Source organism: Sorangium sp. So ce406 (assembly GCF_051474675.1).
Lineage (GTDB): Bacteria > Myxococcota_A > Polyangia > Polyangiales > Polyangiaceae > Sorangium > Sorangium cellulosum_G.
Genome location: NZ_CP150340.1, coordinates 9093260 through 9115821, shown reverse-complemented (window position 1 = coordinate 9115821; position 22562 = coordinate 9093260). Strand labels below are relative to the sequence as shown.

Annotated in this window: 20 protein-coding genes; 11 read left to right on the top strand and 9 right to left on the bottom strand. The window is 72.2% G+C overall.

Translation table 11 applies throughout. From position 1 onward, the window contains the following. The first annotated feature begins 25 nt into the window (after positions 1 to 25). Positions 26 to 358 (top strand): transcriptional regulator, encoded by a 333-nt coding sequence (locus tag WME96_RS34080; RefSeq protein WP_437285758.1) that lies wholly within the window; start codon positions 26 to 28, stop codon positions 356 to 358. 34 nt (positions 359 to 392) lie between these two features. Here the strand turns inward: WME96_RS34080 and WME96_RS34075 are convergent, their stop codons facing one another. Next, entirely contained in the window at positions 393 to 1355 is a 963-nt protein-coding gene (locus WME96_RS34075; RefSeq protein WP_437285757.1) for a hypothetical protein, read from the bottom strand. Positions 1356 to 1696: 341 nt separating this feature from the next. On the opposite strand from WME96_RS34075, the gene WME96_RS34070 reads away from it, so the two are divergent. The 3 genes from WME96_RS34070 (at position 1697) to WME96_RS34060 (ending at position 5284) form a co-directional block, all read left to right on the top strand. Continuing rightward, positions 1697 to 2326, top strand: coding sequence for a hypothetical protein (locus WME96_RS34070; RefSeq protein WP_437285756.1), 630 nt, complete (start codon positions 1697 to 1699; stop codon positions 2324 to 2326). Positions 2327 to 2534: 208 nt separating this feature from the next. Further along, the gene (thrS, locus tag WME96_RS34065; protein ID WP_437285755.1) at positions 2535 to 3734 is read left to right on the top strand and encodes a threonine--tRNA ligase; all 1200 of its coding nucleotides are present in this window, start codon (positions 2535 to 2537) and stop codon (positions 3732 to 3734) included. Positions 3735 to 3850: 116 nt separating this feature from the next. Then, complete coding sequence (locus WME96_RS34060; RefSeq protein ID WP_437285754.1) at positions 3851 to 5284, top strand: cytochrome P450; 1434 nt, start codon at positions 3851 to 3853, stop codon at positions 5282 to 5284. A gap of 46 nt (positions 5285 to 5330) precedes the next feature. On the opposite strand, the gene WME96_RS34055 is transcribed toward WME96_RS34060, so the two are convergent. Together WME96_RS34055 and WME96_RS34050 are read right to left on the bottom strand one after the other, a co-directional pair. After that, positions 5331 to 6650: a cytochrome P450 gene (locus WME96_RS34055; protein ID WP_437285753.1), complete on the bottom strand. Its 1320-nt coding sequence runs from the start codon at positions 6648 to 6650 to the stop codon at positions 5331 to 5333. Between the two features lie 72 nt (positions 6651 to 6722). Beyond that, complete coding sequence (locus WME96_RS34050; protein WP_437285752.1) at positions 6723 to 7082, bottom strand: hypothetical protein; 360 nt, start codon at positions 7080 to 7082, stop codon at positions 6723 to 6725. A gap of 360 nt (positions 7083 to 7442) precedes the next feature. Here WME96_RS34050 and WME96_RS34045 point away from each other — a divergent pair, with 360 nt between their 5' ends. From WME96_RS34045 to WME96_RS34025, 5 genes are all read left to right on the top strand, one after another. Beyond that, a complete protein-coding gene (locus tag WME96_RS34045; RefSeq protein ID WP_437285751.1) occupies positions 7443 to 8009 on the top strand; it encodes a sugar O-acetyltransferase in 567 nt (188 codons plus the stop codon). A 374-nt stretch (positions 8010 to 8383) separates the two neighbouring features. Beyond that, positions 8384 to 9691 carry a pectate lyase family protein gene (locus WME96_RS34040; RefSeq protein ID WP_437285750.1) on the top strand — a complete coding sequence of 436 codons (1308 nt, stop codon included), beginning with the start codon at positions 8384 to 8386 and terminating at the stop codon, positions 9689 to 9691. A 231-nt stretch (positions 9692 to 9922) separates the two neighbouring features. Further along, complete coding sequence (locus WME96_RS34035) at positions 9923 to 10246, top strand: hypothetical protein (RefSeq protein WP_437285749.1); 324 nt, start codon at positions 9923 to 9925, stop codon at positions 10244 to 10246. A 238-nt stretch (positions 10247 to 10484) separates the two neighbouring features. Beyond that, on the top strand, positions 10485 to 11816 hold the full coding sequence (locus tag WME96_RS34030; RefSeq protein ID WP_437285748.1) for an aminotransferase family protein: 1332 nt from the start codon (positions 10485 to 10487) through the stop codon (positions 11814 to 11816). Positions 11817 to 11929: 113 nt separating this feature from the next. Next, complete coding sequence (locus WME96_RS34025) at positions 11930 to 12757, top strand: Uma2 family endonuclease (RefSeq protein ID WP_437285747.1); 828 nt, start codon at positions 11930 to 11932, stop codon at positions 12755 to 12757. 84 nt (positions 12758 to 12841) lie between these two features. Here WME96_RS34025 and WME96_RS34020 read toward each other — a convergent pair whose 3' ends face one another. The 6 genes from WME96_RS34020 to WME96_RS33995 form a co-directional block, all read right to left on the bottom strand. Further along, complete coding sequence (locus WME96_RS34020; RefSeq protein ID WP_437285746.1) at positions 12842 to 14122, bottom strand: RNA polymerase sigma factor; 1281 nt, start codon at positions 14120 to 14122, stop codon at positions 12842 to 12844. Positions 14123 to 14232: 110 nt separating this feature from the next. Next, complete coding sequence (locus WME96_RS34015) at positions 14233 to 14682, bottom strand: YciI family protein (protein WP_437285745.1); 450 nt, start codon at positions 14680 to 14682, stop codon at positions 14233 to 14235. Between the two features lie 200 nt (positions 14683 to 14882). Further along, a complete protein-coding gene (locus tag WME96_RS34010; RefSeq protein WP_437285744.1) occupies positions 14883 to 15890 on the bottom strand; it encodes a tetratricopeptide repeat protein in 1008 nt (335 codons plus the stop codon). Continuing rightward, positions 15890 to 17500 carry a protein kinase domain-containing protein gene (locus WME96_RS34005; protein ID WP_437285743.1) on the bottom strand — a complete coding sequence of 537 codons (1611 nt, stop codon included), beginning with the start codon at positions 17498 to 17500 and terminating at the stop codon, positions 15890 to 15892. The genes WME96_RS34010 and WME96_RS34005 overlap by 1 nt, the downstream gene beginning before the upstream one ends. Positions 17501 to 17928: 428 nt before the next feature. Next, complete coding sequence (locus WME96_RS34000) at positions 17929 to 18621, bottom strand: VTT domain-containing protein (protein ID WP_437292385.1); 693 nt, start codon at positions 18619 to 18621, stop codon at positions 17929 to 17931. Between the two features lie 190 nt (positions 18622 to 18811). Continuing rightward, positions 18812 to 20338, bottom strand: coding sequence for a deoxyribodipyrimidine photolyase (locus WME96_RS33995; protein WP_437285742.1), 1527 nt, complete (start codon positions 20336 to 20338; stop codon positions 18812 to 18814). Positions 20339 to 20528: 190 nt separating this feature from the next. Here WME96_RS33995 and WME96_RS33990 point away from each other — a divergent pair, with 190 nt between their 5' ends. Both WME96_RS33990 and WME96_RS33985 read left to right on the top strand, forming a co-directional pair. Next, the gene (locus WME96_RS33990) at positions 20529 to 21728 is read left to right on the top strand and encodes a hypothetical protein (RefSeq protein WP_437285741.1); all 1200 of its coding nucleotides are present in this window, start codon (positions 20529 to 20531) and stop codon (positions 21726 to 21728) included. Then, positions 21725 to 22483: a ferritin-like domain-containing protein gene (locus WME96_RS33985; protein WP_437285740.1), complete on the top strand. Its 759-nt coding sequence runs from the start codon at positions 21725 to 21727 to the stop codon at positions 22481 to 22483. The genes WME96_RS33990 and WME96_RS33985 overlap by 4 nt, the downstream gene beginning before the upstream one ends. Positions 22484 to 22562: the final 79 nt, after the last annotated feature.

Sequence of the window (22562 nt, the reverse complement as noted above, 5' to 3'; positions counted from 1 at the left end):
GCCGGAATGTCACGCTCCGGGCATCATGAGCAACCCGAAACCCCCGCCGAGCCCAGCGCCTCGCTCGGAGACGGTGCGACAGGCGCTCCTGGAGGAGCTCCGCAGGACCGCGGTGACCGCGTGGGAGCTGTCCACGCGCCTCGGGATGCGCGAGCGCGACGTGACGCCGCACCTCGAGCACCTCGCGCGCTCGCTGCGCGCGCGCGGCGAGCGGCTCGCGGTGGCGCCGGCGCACTGCCTGCGCTGCGGCTACTCGTTCGACGAGCGGCGCTCGCTCGCGAAGCCGAGCCGCTGCCCGTCGTGCCGGGGGGAGCGCATCGAGGCGCCGCGGTTCCGGATCGACGCCGGCGAGGGATGACGCGGCCGCCGGGGCGAGCGCCGCGCGGGCGCGCTCACAGCGCCGGCCGGTCGAGGGGCTCGGCGCGCCGCAGCCGCGCGGCGCGCGCCTCCACCTCGCCGAGCAGCCGCGGGCCCGCGCGGTCGCCCGCGCCGGCGAAGAACGCGCGGGCCTGATCGAGATCGCCGTGCGCGGCGTAGAGCTCGACGAGCTCCCGCTCCGCGGCCTCGTCGATCGCGGCCTCCGGCGAGCCGGCGCGCGCGGGGCCGAGCTGCACGATCGCGCGGAGCGCCCGCATGGCCTCGTCCGTGGCGGCGTCGCCGCCGAGGCCCCGCAGGCCCCACGACTTCACGTAGAGCGCGCGCTTGCGCAGCGCGTGAGGCGCCGCGCCGCGGAGCGCGGCGTCGCAGGCGCTCACGGCCTCGTCGAGGCGCCCGGCCGCGAACGCCAGGTTGGCCAGCGCGAGGTGGGCCTCGAGCGCCTCGCCGGACGCCGGGTGCTCCACGGCGAGCTGGCGCAGCCGCGCCTCGGCGCCGCGGAGATCCCCGCTGTCCTGGAGCGCCCGCGCGAGCCCGAGGAGCGCCGGGGGCCGCTGCTTCGCGGCGCGCAGCGCGGGCGCGTCGACGAGCGCGGCGTAGGCCGCGACCGTCCTCGCCTGCACCCGCGCCGCCTCGGCCTCGAGCGCCGCCCGCCGCGCCGCGCCGCGCTCGCCCGTCGCGCCGGCCGCGCCCGCCTGCGCGGCCTCGTCGAGCACGAAGAGCTGCACGCCGATGGCGCGGCGCCGGCTCGCCAGCGACTCCGCCGCCCGGAAGAGCCGCTCCGCCGTGGCCGCGCTCGGGGCCTCGCCGGCGCGCGCGGCGCGCGCCGGAGCTCCCGCGCCGGTGCCCGGGGCCTCGCCGGCGCGCGCGGCGCACCCCGCCGCGGCGACGGCGAGCGCCGCGAGCGCGGCGAGCCGCCGCACCGCCGCGCCGCGGCGCTCCGTGAGACTCCCGTCTTCCCTCGCTGCGCGTTCGAGCATCCGTGAAATGTCCTCTCCTCGCGGCTCGCCAGCGGAGGAAGCGAAACGTCGCGCGCCGCGTCGAGCCGAGCGGCGCGGGAACATAGCGGCGAGCGTCGCGGGGACCAGCGCAATCCACGGCCGACGCGCCGATTCTCGCCCTGAATGACGCGGAGAAACGCGCCTTTCCAGCGCCCTGCGCGGCCGCGCACACGCGGCGCGCAGGGCGGAGCGACGCGCCGAAGTGACCGCACCGGGAGCCCGCCCCGCCGCGGCCCGCCCATTGCGTCTCGGCCTTCATCTTCCCCGTCCGGGCCGGCGCTTCACACCGGGCGAGGAACGCACCGACGGAGAGTCACGACATGGCGACAAAGGTGAACTGCCTTCCGTTCACGATCCCGACGCTGCCGCGCCTCGGGATCGCCGACATCGAGAATCGCTTCGGACGGCTGGCGCGCCTGATGTACGACACGAGCGTTCCGCTCGCGACGCTCGAGAAGGAGGTCTATCCGTACCTCGCCCCTGGCATCGAGTTCGTCAATCCATGGCGCCGCGTGCGCGGGGTCGAGACGTACCGGGTCGACCTCTCCGGAGCCCGCGCCAGCGCCCGTTTCGACGTCGACATCTCCCAGATGAGCGTCCGGCTCTCCGAGCCGCGCCACGCGGGGCGCGCCCTCGTCGACAGCACCCTGTACCTGAGGCTGTTTCCGCGCTGCGCGGTCCCCGTACGGATGATCCTGCGCTACGACTTCGACATGATCGAAGGAGGCGAGAGCTTCCAGATCACGCGCCACGAGGAGATGTGGAGCTTCGGGGACGTCCTCCGGAGCGCTCCGTTGATCGGCCGCGCGTACGACGCCTTCCGGTCCTGCTCGGGTTACCTCTTCACCGGGGCGGTGCTCCTGTCCCGCGCCCTCTCCGGCGATCAGCCAGGCGCGGGGGCCGCGCGGGAGGCGTCGGCCCCCGCCGCGCCGTGCAGACGTCCCGCTTGACGGACTCTGCACGCCGCTATACAACTCTCCTCGTGAACTTCCGTTTCACCGCGACCACGACGACCACTACCCGCAGCGGCGGGGCTGGTCTCGTGTGCGTGCGGTGAACTGACGAACACACGAGAAACCAAGCCCCGCCGGAAAATCCGGACGGGGCTCGTCGCATTTCAGCGCTCCGTCCGGCCGGCCATCGCCGAAGGAGACTGACATGCTCGACGAGGACGATCATCGTTATCTGGGCCAGCGCCTCGACCTGTTCCATTTCCAGGAGGAGGCGCCCGGCATGGTGTTCTGGCACGCGCGAGGCTTCGCGCTGGTGCGCCTCCTGGAGGAGGCGGTCCGGCGCCAGATGATGCGTGACAGCTATCAAGAGGTCCGTACGCCGCTGATCCTGCGGCAGGCGATCTGGAAGGCCAGCGGCCACTGGGACAACTTCTCCTCCAACATGTTCCGGCTGTCCGAGGAGGATCACGCCGCGGCCATCAAGCCCGTGAACTGCCCGGGTCACATGCAGATCGTGGCCCGCATGGCGCCGTCGTACCGGGATCTGCCGCTGCGGATCGGCGAGCTCGGCATGGTGCACCGGGACGAGCCGAGCGGCACGCTGCACGGCCTCTTCCGCCTGCGTCAGTTCACTCAGGACGACGGGCACATCTTCTGTGTCGAGGATCAGATCGAGGCCGAGGTCGTGCGGTTCGCGAGCGCGCTCCGCGACTTCTATGCCGGCTTCGGCTTCCAGGACATGGCGGTCGGCTTCTCGACGCGCCCCGCCGAGCGCCACGGGAGCGACGCCGTGTGGGACCGGGCGGAAGCGGCGCTGTCGGCGGCGGCGAGGAGCGCGGGGCTCGATTACCGGGTGCAGCCGGGCGAGGGGGCCTTCTACGGGCCCAAGCTCGAGTTCGTGCTGCGCGACCGGCTCGGGCGGAGCTGGCAATGCGGGACGATCCAGCTCGATCTCGTGCTGCCGGAGCGCTTCGACATCACCTATGTCGATGCGTCGGGCGCGCGCCGGCGACCAGCCATCCTCCACCGCGCGTTGTTCGGCAGCGTGGAGCGCTTCCTCGGCATCCTGCTCGAACATTACCGGGGCGGGCTGCCGCTCTGGCTATCGCCCGAGCAGGTCGTCGTGGTGCCGGTGACAGACGCGCAGCGCGCCTATGCCGAGGAGGTCCTCCTGCGGCTCCAGCAGAAGGGGATACGCGCGATCCTCGACGCGGGCGACGATTCGCTCTCGCGGAAGATCGCCGTCGCGCACGCCGCCGCGATCCCGCTCGTCGCGGTGGTCGGCAAGCGCGAGGCCGAGCGCCGCTCCGTCGCGCTCCGGGAGCGGGAGGGCGGGCAGCAGCGCGAGCTCCCGCTCGACGAGGCCGTCGTGGAGGTCGTGCGGCGGAGCGAGCTGCACGCCTGATCGGGCGCGCGCCGGCGATCTTCCGGAACCAGACGCCGGCGCGCGTGTCGATCGTGTCCCCGGCGCCTTCGTGCACCCGGCCGGGGACAACCCTCATGGACCCACGGAGCCACGCGATGGGAAACCTGCCGCCCGGGCCGAGGTCGTTCAGCCTCGTCGACTTCATCCGCACCGGATTCATCTCCGCCGAGCCCGTATTCAGGCGATATGCCGACCAGTACGGCCCCACGTTTCGCGTGAAGTCGCCGAACGGGATGCTGACCATCACGGGCGATCCCGGGGCGATTCGCGCGCTCTACACGGCGGATCCCGAGGTGTTCGATGTCTGGGGCGTCGAGCTCACGGAGCCGGTCTTCGGGAGATCGTCGGTGGTGGTGTCGACGGGCGCCCGGCACCGGCGCGACCGGAAGCTGCTCGGGCCGCCGTTCAGCGCCGGCGCGATGCGGGGGCACGGCAAGACGATCGCGGACATCAGCCTGGACGTCGCGTCGCGGTGGCGGCCGGGCCGCTCGTTCTCGATGCTCGCGGCGACCCAGGCGATCGCGCTCGACGTGATCGTCCGCGTCGTCTTTGGCGTGCGGGGCGAGGAGCGCATCGGCAGGACCCGCGAGGCCGTGCTCGGGCTCATCGGGTCGCTGAGCCCGAGCTTCATCGTCCTTCCCGCGCTCCGGCGCGATTTCGCCGGATTCGGCCCTTACGCGCGCAACCAGCGCGCGACCAGGGCGCTCGACGCGCTGCTCGTCGAGGAGATCCGGGCGAGGCGCGCGGCGGGCGACGCCTCGCAGGACATCCTCGGGCTCATGATCAGCGCGCGCCACGACGACGGCGGCGGCATGACCGACGTGGAGATCGCGGAGCAGCTCCGCGCGATCCTGTTCGCGGGCCACGAGACGACGGCCATGTCGCTCGGCTGGGCGATGTACTGGCTGCACCGCGAGCCGGCCGTGCTCGCGCGGGTCGTCGACGAGATCGACGCGCTCGGCCCGGCGCCCGCGCCGGACGCGCTCGCGTCGCTCCCGTACCTGGAGGCGGTGTGTCTCGAGGCGCTCCGCATTCACCCGCCCGTGGTGGACGTCGCCCGGGTGGTGAAGAGGCCATTCCAGCTCGACGGCTACACCATCCCGGCCGGCGAAGCGGTCACGGCCTCTCCGCTGCTCCTGCATGGCCGCGAGGACCTCTATCCGTCGCCCGAGCGGTTCCGGCCCTCTCGCTTCCTCGATCGGAAGTTCTCTCCCTTCGAGTTCATCGCCTTCGGCGGCGGCGCCCGGCGGTGCCTGGGCGCGGCGTTCGCGATGATCGAGATGAAGGTCGTCCTCGGCACGATCCTCGGGAAATACCGGCTCCGGCTCGAGAGCCAGGCGCCCATCCAGCACGTGCGCCGGGGGCTCACCATGGGGCCGAGCGGGGGTGTGGCGATGATCCTGGAGGGAGAGCGGCAGAGGCGCGCGGCGGAGCGGCGCGCTGTCGCGGTCCCGGGCAGCCAGGCAGAACCGGCGCTCCGGGATCCCGCCGCTCAGCCTCCGGCGCGGTGCCCCATGGGCTTCTCCTGAGCGCCGCTCGCGGGCACACCGCCGAGCGGGGGACGCACCTCGACGTTCATGGAGCCACCGCGCTGTCGTGCCCCCTTCGAGCCTCCGTCCTGCTGCGGCGCTCCGCGAGGATCGGCAATCCATCGCGCGGCACGAGCGGCCGCCGGCCGCCGACGCCCGCCTCGTAGCCTGCGGGCAGCTCGAACCGGAATTCCCGCACCAGCGCGGCCAGCATCAGCTTCATCTGCAGAAGGGCTGTCCGCTCGCCGATGCACTTGCGCATCCCGAGCCCGAAGGGGATGAACGCCGCCGACGGGCGCTCCTCGTGCAGCGGTGAGCCCGGCAGGAAGCGCTCCGGGAGAAACTCCTCCGGACGTTGCCAGTACCGCGGGAGCCTCTGCATGACATACGGGCTCACGAGCACCTCGTTCCCGGCGCTCACCGCGTGCGGCCCGTGGCGGAACTCCCGGCGCGCTTCGCGCGCCAGCACCCACACCGGCGGGTGCAGCCGCAAGGTCTCCAGCACCACCGCGGACAGCAGCGGGGCGCGCTCCACCGCTGCGCCCTGCGCGCCGATCCCGTCGAGCTCCACCTCGAGGCTCCTCCGCGCCTCCGGGCGCTGCGCGAGCTCGTGGAGCGCCCAGGCCGTCGCGGCGGCGGTCGGAACGTGCGTGACCAGCATCATGACGATCTCGTCGATCATCGCCTGCTCATCCATCAGCCCGGCGTCCACCGCGCGCACGAGCGGATCCAGCAGATCGGTCGGGCCGGCGTTGCCGGCGGCCCTGCGGTGCTCCGCCGCCTCCACGATGGACGCCGCGAGGGCCTCCCGGGCTTGAATATAAGCCCCCTCGTCGTCCGCGGCGTGGCCCAGCCACGCTTCCACGCGGGGCAGCTCGGTCGCGATGCGCTCGACGACCCGCTCTCCCGCGTCCCCGAGGAGCAGCGTCGACGCGCTCCGCAGGGCCATGTCCTCGAGCACCGGCAGCACCGCGCGCACCTCGCCGGTGCGCAGCCGCCCGAGCCCCTCGCGCGCCACGCGCTCGGCGGCTTCGACACGCGCGGAGACCGCCTCGCGCTGGAACGCCGGCGCGAGCGCGCGCCGGCGCTCGAGGTGCTCGCTCCCCTCGAGGCGCGAGACGCTCCGCGGATACGCATCCTGCATCCGGTGCGGCGGCGCCTTGTCCGTGAAGCCTTCTCGGTCCGAGAACACCCTGGCGATCGCGGCCGGATCCGAGGCGGCAAAGCACGGCTGGAGCCCCAGCCGGAACCGGAAGAAATCGCCGTACGCCAGCGTGCCATCGAGCAGGAACGCGAGGGGATCCTCGCGGAACTCCGGCCAGGAGCCGTGCAAGGGGTGCCCTTTCGGACCGGGGGATCGGATCATGAAAGTCCTCCTGGGAGCGGAGAGCGGGGAGCCGTGGTTCGCACGCAAGGGGGTGAGGGCGCGCCGGCGTTGTCAGGACGACAGCAGGTAAGCCGCGTCCGAGGGGGCGCGGAGGCTCAGGTACACCGCCGCGTGGCTCAGGTCCGAGGGGGCGCGGAGGCTCAGGTACACCGCCGCGTGGCTCAGGTCCGAGGGCGCGCCGAGGCGCAGGTAGACGAACGGATACCCGAAGTCATAGGCCGAGCCGCCGGGCGCCGCGCGCACGTGCTCCTCGTACGCCCTCGCGAGGTCCTGCGCGGTGCACGAGCACCCCGCCTCGGCGGCGATCGCGAGGATGCGGGTCATGTCCCCGTCGGCCTCCGCCATCTTCTCCGCCAGGCGCTCGTCCACCTCGACCTGCGCCAGGAACCCACGCGCGTCGCTGCTCTTCACGTCTCCTGCTCTCGTTCCCTGATCCATGTGAGAGAAACCGGTCGTCGCGAGTTGTCCGTTCATGCTGATGAGACCTCCTGTGGGGCCGCCCGAGGCCGCGGGACGGCGGCGGCGATGTGCCGCGCGCTGTCCGCCGCCTCCCGGTCTCCCACCCTCAGAGCAGGCCCCGCGCCAGCGCCGCGAGCGCGCGAAATGGCCGGTCAACGATGCCTCGCGGCGCGCGTCGCGCGTGAGATTGCGCGAGGTCGCGCGAATCGAGCGAGATCCTGCGCAATCTGCGCAACCCGCGCGGCCGCTCCTGCTGGACCGGCCGCGCGGGCCGCGGTACTGGCGGCGCGTGCTCACCGACGAGGGAAGAGGATGAAGACCGAGAAAGAAAAGATGCTGGCGGGCGAGCCGTACGACTTCCGCGATCCGCAGCTCTGCGCCGAGCGGCGCCGCGCGCGCGACCTGTGCCAGGCGCTGAACGCGACCCGCGACGAGCAGCAGGACGAGCGCGCCCGCCTGATCCAGGAGCTGTTCGGCGCGCCCGTCGTCGCCTGGATCGAGCCGCCGTTCTACTGCGATTACGGCACCAACATCTCGCTGGGCGAGCGGGTGTTCTTCAACTTCAACTGCGTTGTGCTCGACGTCGGGCCGGTGCGCATCGGAAACAACGTCCTGTTCGGCCCCACGGTGCAGATCTACACAGTGAACCACCCGATGTCCGTGGCGGAGCGGCGCACGGGGGTGGAGTTCTCCCGCCCGGTGGACATCGGCGATGACGTGTGGATCGGCGGCGGCGCGATCCTCTGCCCCGGCGTGCGGATCGGCGCCGGCACGGTGATCGGCGCCGGCAGCGTCGTCACCCGGGACATCCCGGGCGGCGTGTTCGCCGCCGGCAACCCGTGCCGGGTGGTGCGCCAGCTCGACCCGCAAGGGGCATGAGGCGAGCTCCGGCAGCCCGGGATTCGGCGCCGTGTCTCTGCCGGGCGACGTCATTCGCGCCGCCCGGAGCACCTCGGATCGGTGTCAACCGCAGCTGTCAACGCATGTCAATCGCCGGTTGACGGCTCTCCCGGCCGGGCGCCTCGCCGGCCGGCTCGCACGGCGTTGGATCGTGGTGTGCATGGGTCCGTCCAGCGCTCGACGTCCTGAGGAACCCCCTCAAATTCTTCAGAAAATTCACAGGGAGGCAGGGAGGAAAACCTTCAAAATACTCCCCGTCTCCCCGCCTCCCTGTTCAATTTCTCCGCTGAAAATGGCTGCTAAATGAGGGGATTTCTCGGCTCGACGTCACGAGCTGCTGAGGAGAGGAACTCGTGAGCATCGAACAATTCAAGTGCCATGTCGGTTTCGCCATGAGGAGGTCAACGATGTACGCGGCCTCGGTGGCGTTCGGATGCGTGGCCCTCCTGGCCGCATGCGGCGATAGCGCGACGGACGACGGCGCGGAGCCCGATCCTGAGAGCGGCGTCACGCCCGGCGGCTCCTCGTCGAGCGGCAGCCCTGGCGCTGGAGCGACCTCCGGCGGCGGCTCGGGCGCCACGACGTCGGGCGGCGGCTCGGGCGCCACGTCCGGCAGCGGCTCGGGCGGCGGCTCGGGCGCCACGACGTCGGGCGGCGGCTCGGGCGCCACGACGTCGGGCAGCGGTTCGGGCGGCGGCTCGACTGGAGATCCCACCCTGGTGGGCTTCGCCGCCCACAGCGCCGATGGTCTGGACACCACGACCGGCGGCGCAGGCGGCGAGGTCGTGACCGTGACGTCCTACGCGGAGCTGGCCGCCGCCATCGGCGATCACACCCCGAGGGTGATCCGGATCTCGGGCACCATCGCGGGCCCCGCCGGCGTCGAGATGCTGGACGTCGGCTCCAACAAGACCCTCATCGGCCTGGGCACGGGCGCGACGATCGACGGCTTCGGCTTCGACATCAACGGCTGGACGCCGGATCTCGTCGCTGCGCACGGCGTCACGTGCGATCCCGACAAGGCGTCGCTCTTCACCCATGTATCGAACGTCATCATCCGCAACCTGACCTTCATCAATTCGACGGACGACTCGATCAACGTCCAGTGCTACTCGCACCACGTGTGGGTGGACCACAACACGTTCCACGAGAGCTACGACGGCTCCGTCGACGTCAAGCGCGGGTCGGACTGGGTGACGGTCTCGTGGAACCACTTCGTGGAGACGGACAAGACCATGCTGCTCGGCCATGACGACAGCAACGGCCCGCAGGACACGGGGCGCCTGCACGTCACCTACCATCACAACTGGCTCGACCACACAGTCCAGCGGAACCCGCGCGTGCGGTTCGGCCAGGCGCACGTGTTCAACAACTTCGCGAACGAGATCAGCGACTACTTCATCGGCGTCGGCACGGGCGCCTCCGTGCACGCGGAGGGCAACTACGTCGACAAGGTGAAGCGCACATCCAAGGAGTACGGCGGGACCGATCTGACGTGGACAGACACCAACATCGTGGGCGAGACGCTGCACGGCGGGGTCGAGAACGGCAAGGGGTTCGACCCGACGGCGTACTACGAGATCAGCGCCGATCGGGCGGCCGATATCCCGGCCATCCTCATGAGCCAGGCCGGCGCAGGGAAGCTGACCGGGATGGAGTAGCTCTCCGTGGGCTCGACGCCGATCCTGGAGGGGTCTGGCCGAACGGGGCGGTCACGAACCCGTGCCGGTCGCCCCAGAACATGTCCCCGAGCGGCACCTCGACGGTCGAGCCCGCCTCGACCGCGCGCTTTCACGTCGATGCGGCCCACGGAGAGCTGCCCGGCTTGTGATCCGGGCGAGCGGCTCCAGGATGTCCTTCCAGACCACGGCGCGAGGAGGCGCGAGAGAGCCATGCTGCAAAAACCTATCGAAGGGGGTGCGTGTTTCCTGTGCGAGGCCAGCTCGGCGCGCTGGAACGACCCGGCGGCGGCCGGGGATCCGGCCCAGGCGGGCCACGAGACGGAGGGGCTCTCGAGGCGGCTCGACGAGCTGAGGAGCGGGAAGTGCACCCCCGAGGGCCTCAGGTCCCACCTCCTGGAGATGTGCGCGATGTGTCAGAAGGTGCTGATGGACGTCGGCGAGGGCGCGACGAAGGAGGAGGTCATCTCCCGGCTGGAGTACCGCGTCGCCCGCCTCCGCGACGTGGCGCAGGCGGAAGGCGCGGCCGCGCGCTGAGGGCGCCGGCCGGTCCGCGCGGCGCGCGCCGCTGCGCGGCGGCTCAGAAGCTCACCGGGGCTTCCGTGCGCGACGGCGACGCGCGGCGACGTCGTCGCGTGACGGCGACGCTGCGCGGGAAAGCGCGTCGCGGCGCGCCGTCCGGAGCGGGAGCGGGCGAGCGGCGCGGGGAAATTCGCGTGCGAGGAGGTCGGTGCACCCTCTACGCTGAGCGCCTCCTCGAACCGCGAAGGTTGCCATGAGCGATGACATCGTCGAGCTGACCACGAAGCACACGTACGGCACCTGGCGCGCCCAGCGCGGCTGGAAGCCGATCCACGTCACCCGCGCGGAGGGCTGCGCCTTCTGGGACGCGGCCGGCAAGCGCTACCTGGACCTGTCGTCCCAGCTCATCTGCTCGAACCTCGGCCACCAGAACGAGGCCGTGATCGAGGCCATCTGCGCGCAGGCGAGGCAGCTCGCCTACATCAGCCCCGCGCACACGTGCGAGGTGCGGGCCAGGGCGGCGCAGAAGCTGCTCGAGGTGATGCCGAAGGGGCTCGACAAGTTCTTCTTCGCGACGTCGGGCACGGAGGCGAACGAGGCGGCGTTCAAGATGGCGCGGCTCTACACGGGCAAGCACAAGATCATCGCGCGCTACACGTCGTACCACGGCTCGACGGCGGGCTCGGTCGCGGCGACAGGCGACTTCCGCCGCTGGTTCATCGAGCCGGCGGGCAAGATCCCGGGCGTCGTGTTCGGCCCCGAGGTGAACTGCTATCGCTGCCCGCTCGGCCGGAGCTACCCCGAGTGCGGCGTCGCGTGCGCCGACTACCTGGCCTACATGATCGACCACGAGGAGAACGTGGCGGCGGTGCTGGTCGAGCCGATCGTGGGCACGAACGGCGTGCTCATCCCGCCGGCCGAGTACCTGCCGAGGATCGCGGAGCTCGCGCGCAAGCGCGGCGTGCTCCTCATCGCGGACGAGGTGATGAGCGGCTGGGGCAGGACCGGAAAGTGGTTTGCTGTCGATCACTGGGGCGTGGTCCCGGACATCCTGACGACCGCGAAGGGCGTGACGAACGCGGCCGCGCCGCTCGGGGTGGTCGCGACCTCCCGCGCGATCGCGGACTACTTCGACGACAACATGTTCGCGCACGGCCACACCTACGAGGCCCATCCGCTCACGCTGGCCCCGGTGATCGCGGCGATCGACGAGTACCGCCGGCTGGATCTCCTGAACCGCTCGACGAAGATGGGCGCGATCGTGGGCGAGAAGCTCCGCGCCCTGAAGGAGAAGCACCCCTCGATCGGCGACGTGCGTGGGATGGGCCTGTTCTGGGCGGTGGAGCTCGTGAAGGACCGCGCGACGAAGGAGCCGTTCAACGTGCCGCAGGACAAGGCGGCCCGGCGGCCGCTCGTGGTCGACGCTGTCGTCGCCGAGGCGGCCAAGCGCGGGGTGTCCCTCATGGGCTGGGTGAGCCACCTGCTCGTGGCGCCGCCGCTCATCATCAGCGAGGCGGAGATCGACGAGGGGATCGCGGCGCTCGACGCGGCGCTCGACGTCGCGGACCAGAAGCTCGCGGCCTGAGGCCCGCCGAGGGCGAGGCGGCCCCGCGCGGGCGGTCCTCGGGCCGGGCATGGCCCGGGGCGCCGCGCGCGGGGCGGGGCAGGGCGCTCGCGGCGCGTGCTATGCTGGCAGGCATGACGGCACGTACGAACGGCTTGCTGCCCCGTCCGCCCCGGAACACCGGGCCGATCGAGCTGCGAGACTTCGGCCCGACCGGCCGCCGGCTGGGCACCGAGGCCGACTGCTACGACGGCAGCCCGTGGGAGCTGCACCGCGGAGAGCTGATAGAGCAGATGGGGAGCAAGGATATCCACGGCATCGTGATGGCCCTCATCGCCGCGCTCTTCCGGACGCACGCGCGCGAGGGGCTCACCGTGATGACGGACGTCTACTGCGACCTCAGCGACCCGGGGGGGCCGTCGCTCCGGGCGCCGGACGTGGTGGTCGTGGGCGATCTCTCGTCGCCGCGGAACGACGCGTACCGTGGCACGCCGGTGCTGGCCGTGGAGATCCGGGGCACGCAGTCGCGGCGCTACCTGGAAGAGAAGGTGAAGCTCTACCTGGAGCACGAGTGGCCGTGGGTGTGGATCGCGCACGCGGAGCGGCGAGAGCTCGAGGTCGTGCGGCCGGGGACGGCGTCGATCACCTACCGGCCCGGCGCGGAGGTGCCGCTGCTGCCGGAGCTGGGCAAGCACGGCCTCGGCGCCGTGCCGGTCGCGGCGCTGTTCGAGGAGCGCGACACGTCGCGGTTCACGGACGAGTGGGTGCAGGCGCGGGCCGAGGCGCGCACCCAGGCGCGCGCGATCCTCGCGGTGCTCGCGGCGCGCGGGCTCGCGGTGCCGGAGGTGGTGCGGGCCCGGGTGCTCGCGTGCGAGCAGCCCGCGGCGCTGGAGCGCTGGCTGACCAGCGCGGCGACGGCGTCGAGCGCGGAGGCGTTCGCAGCCGCGGTGGATCGCGGGTGAGCCGCTCCACGCCGCCTGCCCGACGAGGCGGGCGGCGGCGCGGGGCGCGCCTCCCGGGGATCGCCCCGCTGGCCGCGCCCGCCGTCACCGCGGCGGCGCCGAGCCGCCCGCGCACGCGGCGGCGCGCCCGAGGAGCAGCGCGCGCTCGCGGGCGTTGCGCGTGAGCGAGGCCGCGCGCTCGAACTCCGCGCGCGCCTCGTCGAGGCGGCCGAGCTTCGCGAGCAGGTCGCCGCGCACGCTCGGCAGCAGGTGGTAGCTCGCGAGGGAGCGCTCCGACGTCAGCGCATCGACGACGGCGAGGCCCGCGGCCGGGCCGAACGCCATCGAGAGCGCGACGGCGCGGTTCAGCTCGACCACGGGCGACGGCGTGATCCGGGCGAGCGCCGCGTAGAGCGCCGCGATGCGCGCCCAGTCCGTCTCCTCCGCGGTCCGCGCGCGCGCGTGGCACGCGGCGATCGCGGCCTGGAGCGCGTACGGGCCGAGCGCGCCGCCGAGCGCCTCGGCGCGCTCGAGCGCCGCGAGGCCGCGGCGGATCAGCAGGTGATCCCAGCGCGCGCGGTTCTGATCCAGGAGCAGGATGGGCTCCCCCGACGGACCGACCCGCGCCCTGGAGCGCGACGCCTGGATCTCCAGGAGCGCGACGAGGCCGTGGACCTCCGGCTCCTTCGGGACGAGCTCGGCGAGGATGCGGCCGAGGCGGAGCGCGTCCTCGCAGAGCGCGGGGCGCATCCAGTCATCGCCGGCGGTCGCCGAGTAGCCCTCGTTGAAGACGAGGTAGATGACCTGGAGCACCGACGAGAGGCGGGGGGCGAGCTCGTCGCCGCGCGGGACCTCGAAGGGGACGCGCGCCTCGGCGAGGGTCCGCTTCGCCCGGACGATGCGCTGGGCGACGGTCGGCTCCGGGACGAGGAACGCGCGCGCGATCTCGTCGGTCGTCAGGCCCCCGAGCAGGCGGAGGGTGAGCGCGACCTGCGCCTCGGTCGAGAGGACCGGGTGGCACGCCGTGAACACGAGGCGCAGGAGGTCGTCGCCGACGTCGTCGTCGAGCGCGGCGTCCAGGTCCGGCGCGGCCGTCGCGCGCTGGGCCTCGATCTCGTGGCCGAGCTCCTCGTGCTTGCGCTCGAGCCGCTTGTGACGGCGGAGCTCGTCGATCGCGCGGCGCTTCGCGGTGGCCATGAGCCAGGCGCCCGGGTTGTCCGGGATACCCGACTCGGGCCACCGCTCGAGCGCGGTGACGAGCGCGTCCTGCGCGAGCTCCTCGGCGAGGCCCACGTCGCGCACCATCCGCGCGAGGCCGGCGATGAGCCGGGCCGATTCGATCCGGAAGACCGCGTGGATCGCGCGATGCACATCGGGGGCCGTCACGGCGGCCGATCAGAGCACCTTCCTCGGCCGGCGCAAGCCCTCCGTCCACCGGGGCGGGGCGCTCCGCCGGGGCAGGGCGCTCCGCCGGGGCGACCCCGGGCGCGCCGCGGCTACTGCTTCCCGGACGACTCCGCGCGCAGGCGCTCCTCGGTCTGCGCGCGCAGGCGATCCTCCTGCTCCCTGAGCTCGGGCGTGAGCGCGGGGCCGAAGTCGTCGGCCGTGAACACCTGGCGGATCTCGATCTCGGACTCCTCGAGCATCGGGTTGGGGCAGCGCTTCACCCACGCGATCGCCTCTTCCTTCGACTTCACCTCCCAGATCCAGTAGCCGGCGATCAGCTCCTTCGTCTCGGTGAAGGGCCCGTCGATGACGGTCCGCTTGTCGCCCGAGAACCGCACGCGCGCGCCCTTCGCGCTCGGGTGGAGGCCGTCGCCCGCGACCATGATGCCGGCCTTGACCAGCTCCTCGTTGAACTTCCCCATCTCGACGAGGAGCTGCTCGCCCGGCATGACGCCCGCTTCGCTGTCCTTGGTGGCCTTGATCAGGATCATGAATCGCATGGTCGTGTCTCCTTGCTTCCGTGGTGGTGGAGCTGGGCTCCGGCAGGGTCTCTGGCCCGGGTCGAACCCGGGCTTCATCGTCACGACGAACGGGGGTACGCGGGATCGACACGCCGGGCGATCTTTTTTGCGGTGTTGATAAGTCACCGAAATTATTAGAAATTCGTCTGCTTGTCCGCCCGTCGCGCCGCGCCGGCACCTCAGAAGCGGCTGCGCAGCAGCGCGCCGCCGCCGCCCGGCAGGATCGCGGGCGTGAGGGCGACCGAGGTGCCCTGCTCTGGCGCTGTCAGGAGGAGCACCACGCCAGCGCCGAGCCCGGCGAGCCCGAGGACGCCGAGCACGGTGCCTGTGGTGGTGAGCGTCTGACCCCGTGAGCGGAGGGACATGCCGCTCTCGCTGCACTGCGAGGGCGTCGGGCATTCCTCCTCGAGGTCGCCCTTCGTGCCGAGCGCGAGCCCGCCCACGATGAGGCTCCCGCCCAGGGCCGCGGCGCCGACGCCGCCGACCACGAAGGCGAGCGTGCGCCGGCCGCTGGAAGCGGCGGCGCCGGAGGCGTCCTGGGGAGGAGGCAAGGAGGCCTGCGGCGCGGCGGGCTCGGGGGCTGGAGCCGGCGCGACGGCGGCCGGCGCGACGGTCGGCGGATCGAGGCGGACGCCCTTGCGCGCCCCTTCGCCGAGCGACACGCGCGCCTCGGTCTGCCGGCCGTCTGCCCACCTCGCGACGATCACGTGGTCTCCGGGATCGACAGGGAGCTCGCTGCCGACGCTGCCTTGCGACAGCGGCGCTTCATCGAGGCGCAGCTCCGCGGGCGCCGGCGCGCCCTGCGCGAGCTCGATCACCACCCTGGGCAGGCGCGGCGCGAGCTCCGCGAGGCGCTGCTGGGTGACGGGAAGACGAGGGTCGCTGGGCTCCAGCTGCGGCAGCAGCTCCTTGTAATGCCGCGTCGCGGTGGCGACCTGTCCGAGCTCGGCCTCGCACTGCGCGAGGTTGAACAGGGTGCCGCGGGCCGGATACGTCTCCTGGCTCTTGCGGAAGAGCGGGATCGCGCGGGCGCAGTCCCGCGCCTCCACGGCCGCGCGGCCCTGCTCGAAGAGCGCCTGCGCGTCGGCCTTGGCGTTGCTGGGCTGCGCGGCCGCCGCATGGCTCATCGCGCAGACGAGGGCCAGCGAGAGGACGCTCCGTCGAGCGGCGAGATACGTTGTTCGCATCAATCCCACTTGTCTCCCACGTCGGGCGGCTTGCTCGCACCGCCGCGCGATGGCGGTTTGACCGGCAGCGCGGCGGTCGCGCTCGGCTTCGGCTGCGCAGCGGTCGCACCCGGCTTCGGCTGCGCAGCGGTCGCGCTCGGCTTCGGCTGCGCAGCGGTCGCGCTCGGCTTCGGCTGCGCTGCGGAAGCTCCTGCGAGCTTCGCGTCGGCTCCGGCCGAAGCGCTCGCGACGGGCGCCGTCATGGCCGGAGGCGCAGGGGCCTCGGTCTCGGCGGCCGCCCTGGTGGGCGTCACCGTCACCGCGCCGGGGGACGCCGACGCAGGCTCGGGCGCCGGGATCGAGGCCGCCGGCGCGCCGCTGTCCGCGGGCCCGCTCGCCGCCAGGCGCCACACCAGGATGAACCCGGCCAGGGCGAGCGCGCCGGCGGCGCCGGCGAGCAGCGCCACGCGGCTGCGCGGCGCGCGCGTCCGCGTCGTGTTGCCCCAGGATGCGTGCGGCAGCGTCGCGTGCGCCGTCCCCGCCGCCTCGCCGCCCGGCGACGACGTCGTGACGGGGGGAGCTGGCATGGGGGCCGTCGCGGCCTCGGGCTCGACGGGCGCTGCACCCCACGAGGGCGACGACGTGCCGAGCCCGCCGGGGGGCCCAGCGGCCGGCGGGTACCCGGCGCGGGCGGCGGGCTCCGGCAGGAGCCGATCGATGCTCTCGAACGAGAGCCTCGCGCGCTGCGTCCCGAAGGGCGCGAGCACGCGGCCGATCTCGGTCACGCTCTGGACGCGGACCGCCGGGTCCTTCGCGAGGCAGCGGCTCACGAGCGCGCCCACGGCCGGCGGCAGATCCGGCCGCAGCGTCAGGACGGCGGTGGGCGTGTCCATCATGATCGCCGCCGTGACCGCGGTGATGCTGTCGCCCTCGAACGGGTGCCGCCCCGTGAGCATGCGATACAGGATCACGCCGAGGGCCCAGATGTCGGTGCGCACATCCGCATATTTCAGGCTGCGAATCTGCTCGGGCGACATGTAGTGGATGGAGCCCATGATGAGGCCCGTCGCGGTGAGGCTCGCTTCCTTGACGGAGTCGCCGGTGGCGATGAACTTCGACAGTCCGAAGTCGAGGACCTTGAGGAGGGGAGTCCCGTCGGGGCGGCGGGTGAGGAAGAGGTTCTTCGGCTTGAGGTCGCGGTGGATGATGCCGCGCGCGTGGGCCTCGGCGAGCGCCTCGCAGGCCTGGAGGAGGTAGTCGGCGGCCTCGGCGAGCGGGAGGGGGCCGCGCGTCTGGAGCACCTGGCCGAGATCGTCGCCGGTCAGGTACTCGAGCACCATGTAGGCCGCGCCCGAGTCCAGCGTGCCGACGTCGATGACGCGCGCGATGTGCTGTCCGTCGAGGGCGGCGGCGGCGCGGGCCTCGCGGAGGAACCGGGCGCTGGCGTCGGGGAGCGCGGCCGCCTCCGGGAGGAGGAACTTGATGGCGACGCGGCGCTCCAGGACGAGGTGCCACGCCGCGAGGACCACGCCCATGCCGCCGGCGCCGAGCACGCGCTCGATGCGGTACTTGCCCGCGAGGACGTCGCCCGCGACGGGGACGCCGGAAGGGACCGCGGGGTGGTGCTGCATGGTGGGAGGAGAGGGTAGCCGGGTGGTGGTGAGGAGTACAAGAGGAGGGCGCCTTCACGAGGAGGTCGGGCCGGCGAGGCCGTGATCGCAGGCGACGCCTGACGCCCACGGTGGAAGCGCCCGGCGGGCGCTTGAACGTCAGCGAACGTCAGCGAACGTCAGCGGGTCTTCCGCTTCGACGTCGCGGCTGACGCCCCGAGGACACGCTCTCATCGGTGCCTGCCTGGCCCGCCTGATCGACGCACGCGTTCGTCGGCGTCCGCTATCCCATATCGTGTGCAAGTGGCCCGCCCAGACGCTCTCATCGATGTTGCCATCGTGTGGAGTCGACCGGCCACGCCCGTCCAGCTGGCTTGATTGGCAGCGGGGTTGTCTGGAGCCCGATTCCTCGGCTTCTGCCGGGCCACCGGGAGCGGCTTTCGCCCGGCCTACGGCTCGGCCCCGAGCCGCTCGGGGCCCTTCTTCTGCTGGAGCCGGTGCTTGACGGCCCCGAAGATAACAGGCGCCACCGAGATGAAGATGATCAGGTAGACAACGCGCTCGATCTGCTTCGCGTCGAAGATCTTGCCAAGGAAGTACCCGAGGAAGGTCATCGAGAAGACCCAGAGAACGCCGCCCGCCACGTTGAAGATCGCGAAGCGCCGGTAGGCCATCTGGCCCACGCCCGCCACGACCGGCGCGAACGTCCGCGCGAACGGCATGAAGCGCGCCAGGATGATCGTCTTGCCGCCGTGCTTCTCGTAGAATTTCTGCGTCGCGATCAGGTGATCCTTGCGGAACAGCAGCGACTGCTCGCGCGTGAAGATCTTCGGCCCGGCGCGCCGGCCGATCGAGAACCCCACCGCGTCGCCGATGATCGCCATCGCCATCAGCGTGACGTTCATCAGGAGCAGGTTCTGGAAGTTCGTCAGGTTGAGCGGGTTGATGAGCCCCGCGTTGACGAGCACCCCGGCCGTGACGAGCAGCGAGTCGCCGGGAAGGAAGAACCCGATGAGCAGCCCCGTCTCGGCAAAGATGATGATCATCAGGACGGGGTAGCCGCCCCACTCGAGGAGCGACTCGAGCTCCCTCAGCCTGCTGAAAAATTCACGGAGGAGTTCCACGCCCGCTCGATAGCTCACCCCGGCGGCCGCGTCGAACCCCGCGTGCGCCCCCGCGCCGACCCCCGCCGCCGCGGCGCTCCCGGCGGCCGGCGCGGCCGCGCCAGCGTCTCCCTGTAAATTGCCCAAGGAATTTGAGGGGATGCCTCGGCCCGGAGCCCAGGGGCGAGCCCCCGCGCCTCACGCCCGGCGCCGGCGGTGGCCGCGCGCGCTACGTCGCATACCGCGCCAGGTACTCCTTGAGGTGCAGCTTCCGGGCCGTGTTCTCGGACGACATGTAACGTACCGTGCCAAAGATCTCCCGCTCGGGCCCCCAGGCCCGATCGTAGCGGCCGAGCACCCAGAAGATGCCCGAATACGAGTTCGGATCGCGGCCGTCGAGCGCATAGCGGTTGTTGAGCTCGACCATCACCTCCAGCGCCTGGCGCGGGGTCGGCGACCACTCGAGGATCTTCTTGCCCCAGAGCATCCGCAGGTAGTTGTGAATCCGCCCCTCGCGGAGGAGCTCGCGCTGCGACGCGTTCCAGATCCGGTCGTACGTCGCCCCGGCCGCGAGCGCCTCGAGCGAATAGACGCGCGGGCGCCTGTCGCGCTCGTGCTTCTTCAGCGTCGCGAGCGCCCAGTCCGGAAGAGACTCGTAGTCGGTCGGATCGCGCTTCCACGAGAGGCGCGGGCCGTCGCCCTCGCTCGCCCCCAGCGCGAAGGCGTTGAACCCGATCTCCCGCCACGTGACGAGCTGCTCGAGGAACGCCTCGGCCGAGGGGCTCATCCCCCAGAACCCCTCGCGGCTGCCGCTCGGCCGCTTCACGCCGTCGTCCGCGCGGCCGAGCCGGTCGAGCCGGAAGCCCTCGCGCCGGGCGACGGCGGCGAACACCTCGTGCGCCGCGAGGTGGCCGAAGTGCAGGTACGGCGACAGGCCGCTCGCCGCGCCGGCGTCCGGGTGATCGCGATCGTCCAGGTAGCGCGGGAGCCGCTCCGAGACGAAGCGCGCGAGCTCCTCGCCGGCCGCCTCGGGGCCGCCCCGGCGGGGCACCGGCGCGACGGCGTGATCGATGGGGAGCGCCGCGAGCGCGGCCGGGTCGCCCCCGAGCAGCGCCGGCGAGGCCGCGGGCCACCGCCGCGCGATCGCGCGGGGGAGGGGAGCCGCCGGCCGGAGCCGCGCCTTCTTCAGCGGATCGGCCGCGGGCAGCGCGCCGAGGTGATCGCCGATCACCCGCTGCCAGAAGATGCGGAACGAGCGCGCCGTCGTGAACACCCGATCGGCCGCGCGGACCGGCAAGAGGCCGTTCGAGTCCACCTGCTCCAGGCGGACCGGCGCCTGCCGCGCCGCCGAGGCGACCATCCGGGGGAGAAAGAAGCACGGGTAGTCGTCCGTGACCACCACGCACGCCCGCGCCGCGAGCGCGGCGAGCAGGCCCTTGCCCGCCCCCTCCGCGGGCTCGACGTAGGGGTGATACAGCGCGCCCGCCGCCGCGAACCGGCGCGCGTTGTCGGCCATGCCGTCGATCACGAAGCGATGGAGCCTGTCGCTCGCCCAGCGGTAGCCGCACCGGAGCGCCTCGAGCACGACGAGCGGCCGATCGAGCTCCGTCGCCCAGGCGATCGCCCGCTCCAGGCCGAAATTGTGGCGTGTCCGGCGACTCGCGATCATCCAGTAAAGGACGTGATCGCCGCCCTCGCGCACGGGCATGGCGTTGCGGGTGCGGATCCGGAGATCAGGGACGCTGCTCGAGATCACGCCGGCCTCCTAGCACGGCCCGGCCCGGAGCGGGCAGGACGACCGGGAATCGCGCGCGCGGCGACGCGAAGGCGGCCCGAAGGGCGCGGAGCGCCGCGCTTGCGGTGCGGTGAGGGCGGCCTCAGGTACCGGCGCAGCGGTCGTTCTTCCATGCACGCAGGGACGAGCACGACGCGCGAGGAGGGGCAGCATGGCTCTCGATATCCTGAAGGAGCGGGGGACTCCGCTCGACCGCCAGGCGTTCAACTGGCGCGATCTCGTCCAGGTACCGTACAGCAAGCTCGACGACGACGCGTTCACCCGGGTCCGCATCATCCTGATGAACGGTATCGAGCTCGAGAGCGTGCGGTTCCTGCACAGCTTCGCGCGCATGAACCGGGATCTCCGCCGCGTGCTCGCCCAGGTGCGGCGCGTCGACCACCACCAGGTCACGCTGGTGAACTGGCTCAACCCGCCGGACCAGTCGCCGCTCGAGACAACCATCGGATACGAGCAGGTCGCCATCGAGATCACCGCGCACGCCGCCCTCGCCGAGCCCGACCCGTACCTCGCGCAGGTCTATCGCTTCGGCATGCTCGAGGACTACGACCACCTCTATCGCTACTCGGCGCTCCTCGATCGCCTGGAAGGCAAGGACGCGAACAACATCCTGCAATCGTACACCGACGTGACGCCGGGCCGCCCCACCGCGGTGGAGCACCGCGCCCCCGAGGACGACGTGCGCGCGCCGTACGACCGCAGGACCGCGAGCCCGATCACGAAGCTCAACGCGCTCACGATCATGGCCGCCGAGCAGCAGACGCACAACTACTACGTCAACGTCGGGCCGTTCTTCACGGACCCGGTGGCGCGGATGCTCTACGCCGAGATCGCCTCGATCGAGGAGCAGCACGTCACCCAGTACGAGGCGATCATCGACCCCGAGGAGACCTGGCTCGAGAAGTGGGTCCTGCACGAGGCCAACGAGGTCTACAACTACTGGAGCTGCCTCCAGCAGGAGCAGAACGCTCAACTCAAGCGGATCTGGGAGCGGTTCCTCGATTACGAGCTCGGGCAGCTCCACGTGGCGATCGATCATTTCAATCGGATCGAGCGGCGCGACGCGGCCGAGATCCTGCCCGCCTCGCTGCCGGACCCTGTCTCCCAGAAGAGCCACCGCCAGTTCGTGCGCGACGTGCTCTCCCGGGAGGTGCACCTCCGCGCCGTCGGCGAGCACATCGTCGACCCGAGCGTGATCCCGGAGACCGCCGCGACGCTCGCTTACCGGCAGCAGATGAACTCCGCCGGATCTCCCTCCGAGATCGTGGCCGCCGGCTACCGGTTCACGCCGGGCACCGAGCTCGCGCGGCGGGCCGAGCAGATCGACGGACACAAGGAGGCGACGCCATGAAGCAGATCACGACAGGGACCAACACGACGGGCATCGCGACCTCGCCGCTCGACAGCAAGGAGCTCATCGAGGCCGCGCGGGCGATCCCGCCGAGCTCCCCGGGCAGCGAGGCCGACGCCGCGGCGGTCAGGACCGAGTACGCGCGCGGGTCGGGCACGGTCGGGAGCGTGCCGCCGCCGGCGAGCCTGAAGGGGATGGTCAAGGCGGCCGGAGAGCTCCTCCAGGGCAGGCCGCCGGCGCTCCTCATCGACAAGCTGGGCGAGCGCCTCCAGTTCGAGCGATCGGGCACGCGCCTCTACGAGGCGCTGATCGCCAAGTACGACGCGGAGGGCGGCTTCGAGGGAGGCCCGAGCCGCGCCGACCTCGAGGCGATCCGCGACGATGAGCTCAGGCACTTCGACCTGCTGAGGCGTGCGATGGAGCGGCTCGGCGCCGATCCGACCGCGATGACGCCCGCGGCCGACGTGATCGGCCTGGCGTCGTCCGGCGTGCTCGCGGTCGCCGCGGAGCCCAGGATCAACTTCGGGCAGAGCCTCCAGGCGCTGCTCGTCGCGGAGCTGACCGACAACGATAGCTGGCGGATGCTCATCGACCTGGCGGTGGCGTACGGCCAGGATGACATGGCGGCCGAGTTCCGCGTGGCCGAGCAGCACGAGGCGCGCCACCTCGAGCTCGTGCGATCGTGGCTGTCGAGCAGGCTCGCGCTGGACGCGCGCGGCGCGCCCACCACCACGACACCGCAGCGAGCCGCCTGACGCGGGGCCATCACCGCGACGCGGCGCGACACGGTGATGGACCGGCCCGCGGGATCTGGGTATGACGCTCGGCGCGCGG

Excerpts from the sequence above, each read along its gene's own strand:
- WME96_RS34080 (WP_437285758.1), top strand. The coding sequence starts at position 26 with ATGAGCAACCCGAAACCCCCGCCGAGCCCAGCGCCTCGCTCGGAGACG.
- WME96_RS34075 (WP_437285757.1), bottom strand. The coding sequence starts at position 1,355 with ATGCTCGAACGCGCAGCGAGGGAAGACGGGAGTCTCACGGAGCGCCGC.
- WME96_RS34070 (WP_437285756.1), top strand. The coding sequence starts at position 1,697 with ATGGCGACAAAGGTGAACTGCCTTCCGTTCACGATCCCGACGCTGCCG.
- thrS (WP_437285755.1), top strand. The coding sequence starts at position 2,535 with ATGCTCGACGAGGACGATCATCGTTATCTGGGCCAGCGCCTCGACCTG.
- WME96_RS34060 (WP_437285754.1), top strand. The coding sequence starts at position 3,851 with ATGGGAAACCTGCCGCCCGGGCCGAGGTCGTTCAGCCTCGTCGACTTC.
- WME96_RS34055 (WP_437285753.1), bottom strand. The coding sequence starts at position 6,650 with ATGATCCGATCCCCCGGTCCGAAAGGGCACCCCTTGCACGGCTCCTGG.
- WME96_RS34045 (WP_437285751.1), top strand. The coding sequence starts at position 7,443 with ATGAAGACCGAGAAAGAAAAGATGCTGGCGGGCGAGCCGTACGACTTC.
- WME96_RS34035 (WP_437285749.1), top strand. The coding sequence starts at position 9,923 with ATGCTGCAAAAACCTATCGAAGGGGGTGCGTGTTTCCTGTGCGAGGCC.
- WME96_RS34030 (WP_437285748.1), top strand. The coding sequence starts at position 10,485 with ATGAGCGATGACATCGTCGAGCTGACCACGAAGCACACGTACGGCACC.
- WME96_RS34025 (WP_437285747.1), top strand. The coding sequence starts at position 11,930 with ATGACGGCACGTACGAACGGCTTGCTGCCCCGTCCGCCCCGGAACACC.
- WME96_RS34015 (WP_437285745.1), bottom strand. The coding sequence starts at position 14,682 with ATGCGATTCATGATCCTGATCAAGGCCACCAAGGACAGCGAAGCGGGC.
- WME96_RS34010 (WP_437285744.1), bottom strand. The coding sequence starts at position 15,890 with ATGCGAACAACGTATCTCGCCGCTCGACGGAGCGTCCTCTCGCTGGCC.
- WME96_RS34005 (WP_437285743.1), bottom strand. The coding sequence starts at position 17,500 with ATGCAGCACCACCCCGCGGTCCCTTCCGGCGTCCCCGTCGCGGGCGAC.
- WME96_RS33990 (WP_437285741.1), top strand. The coding sequence starts at position 20,529 with ATGGCTCTCGATATCCTGAAGGAGCGGGGGACTCCGCTCGACCGCCAG.
- WME96_RS33985 (WP_437285740.1), top strand. The coding sequence starts at position 21,725 with ATGAAGCAGATCACGACAGGGACCAACACGACGGGCATCGCGACCTCG.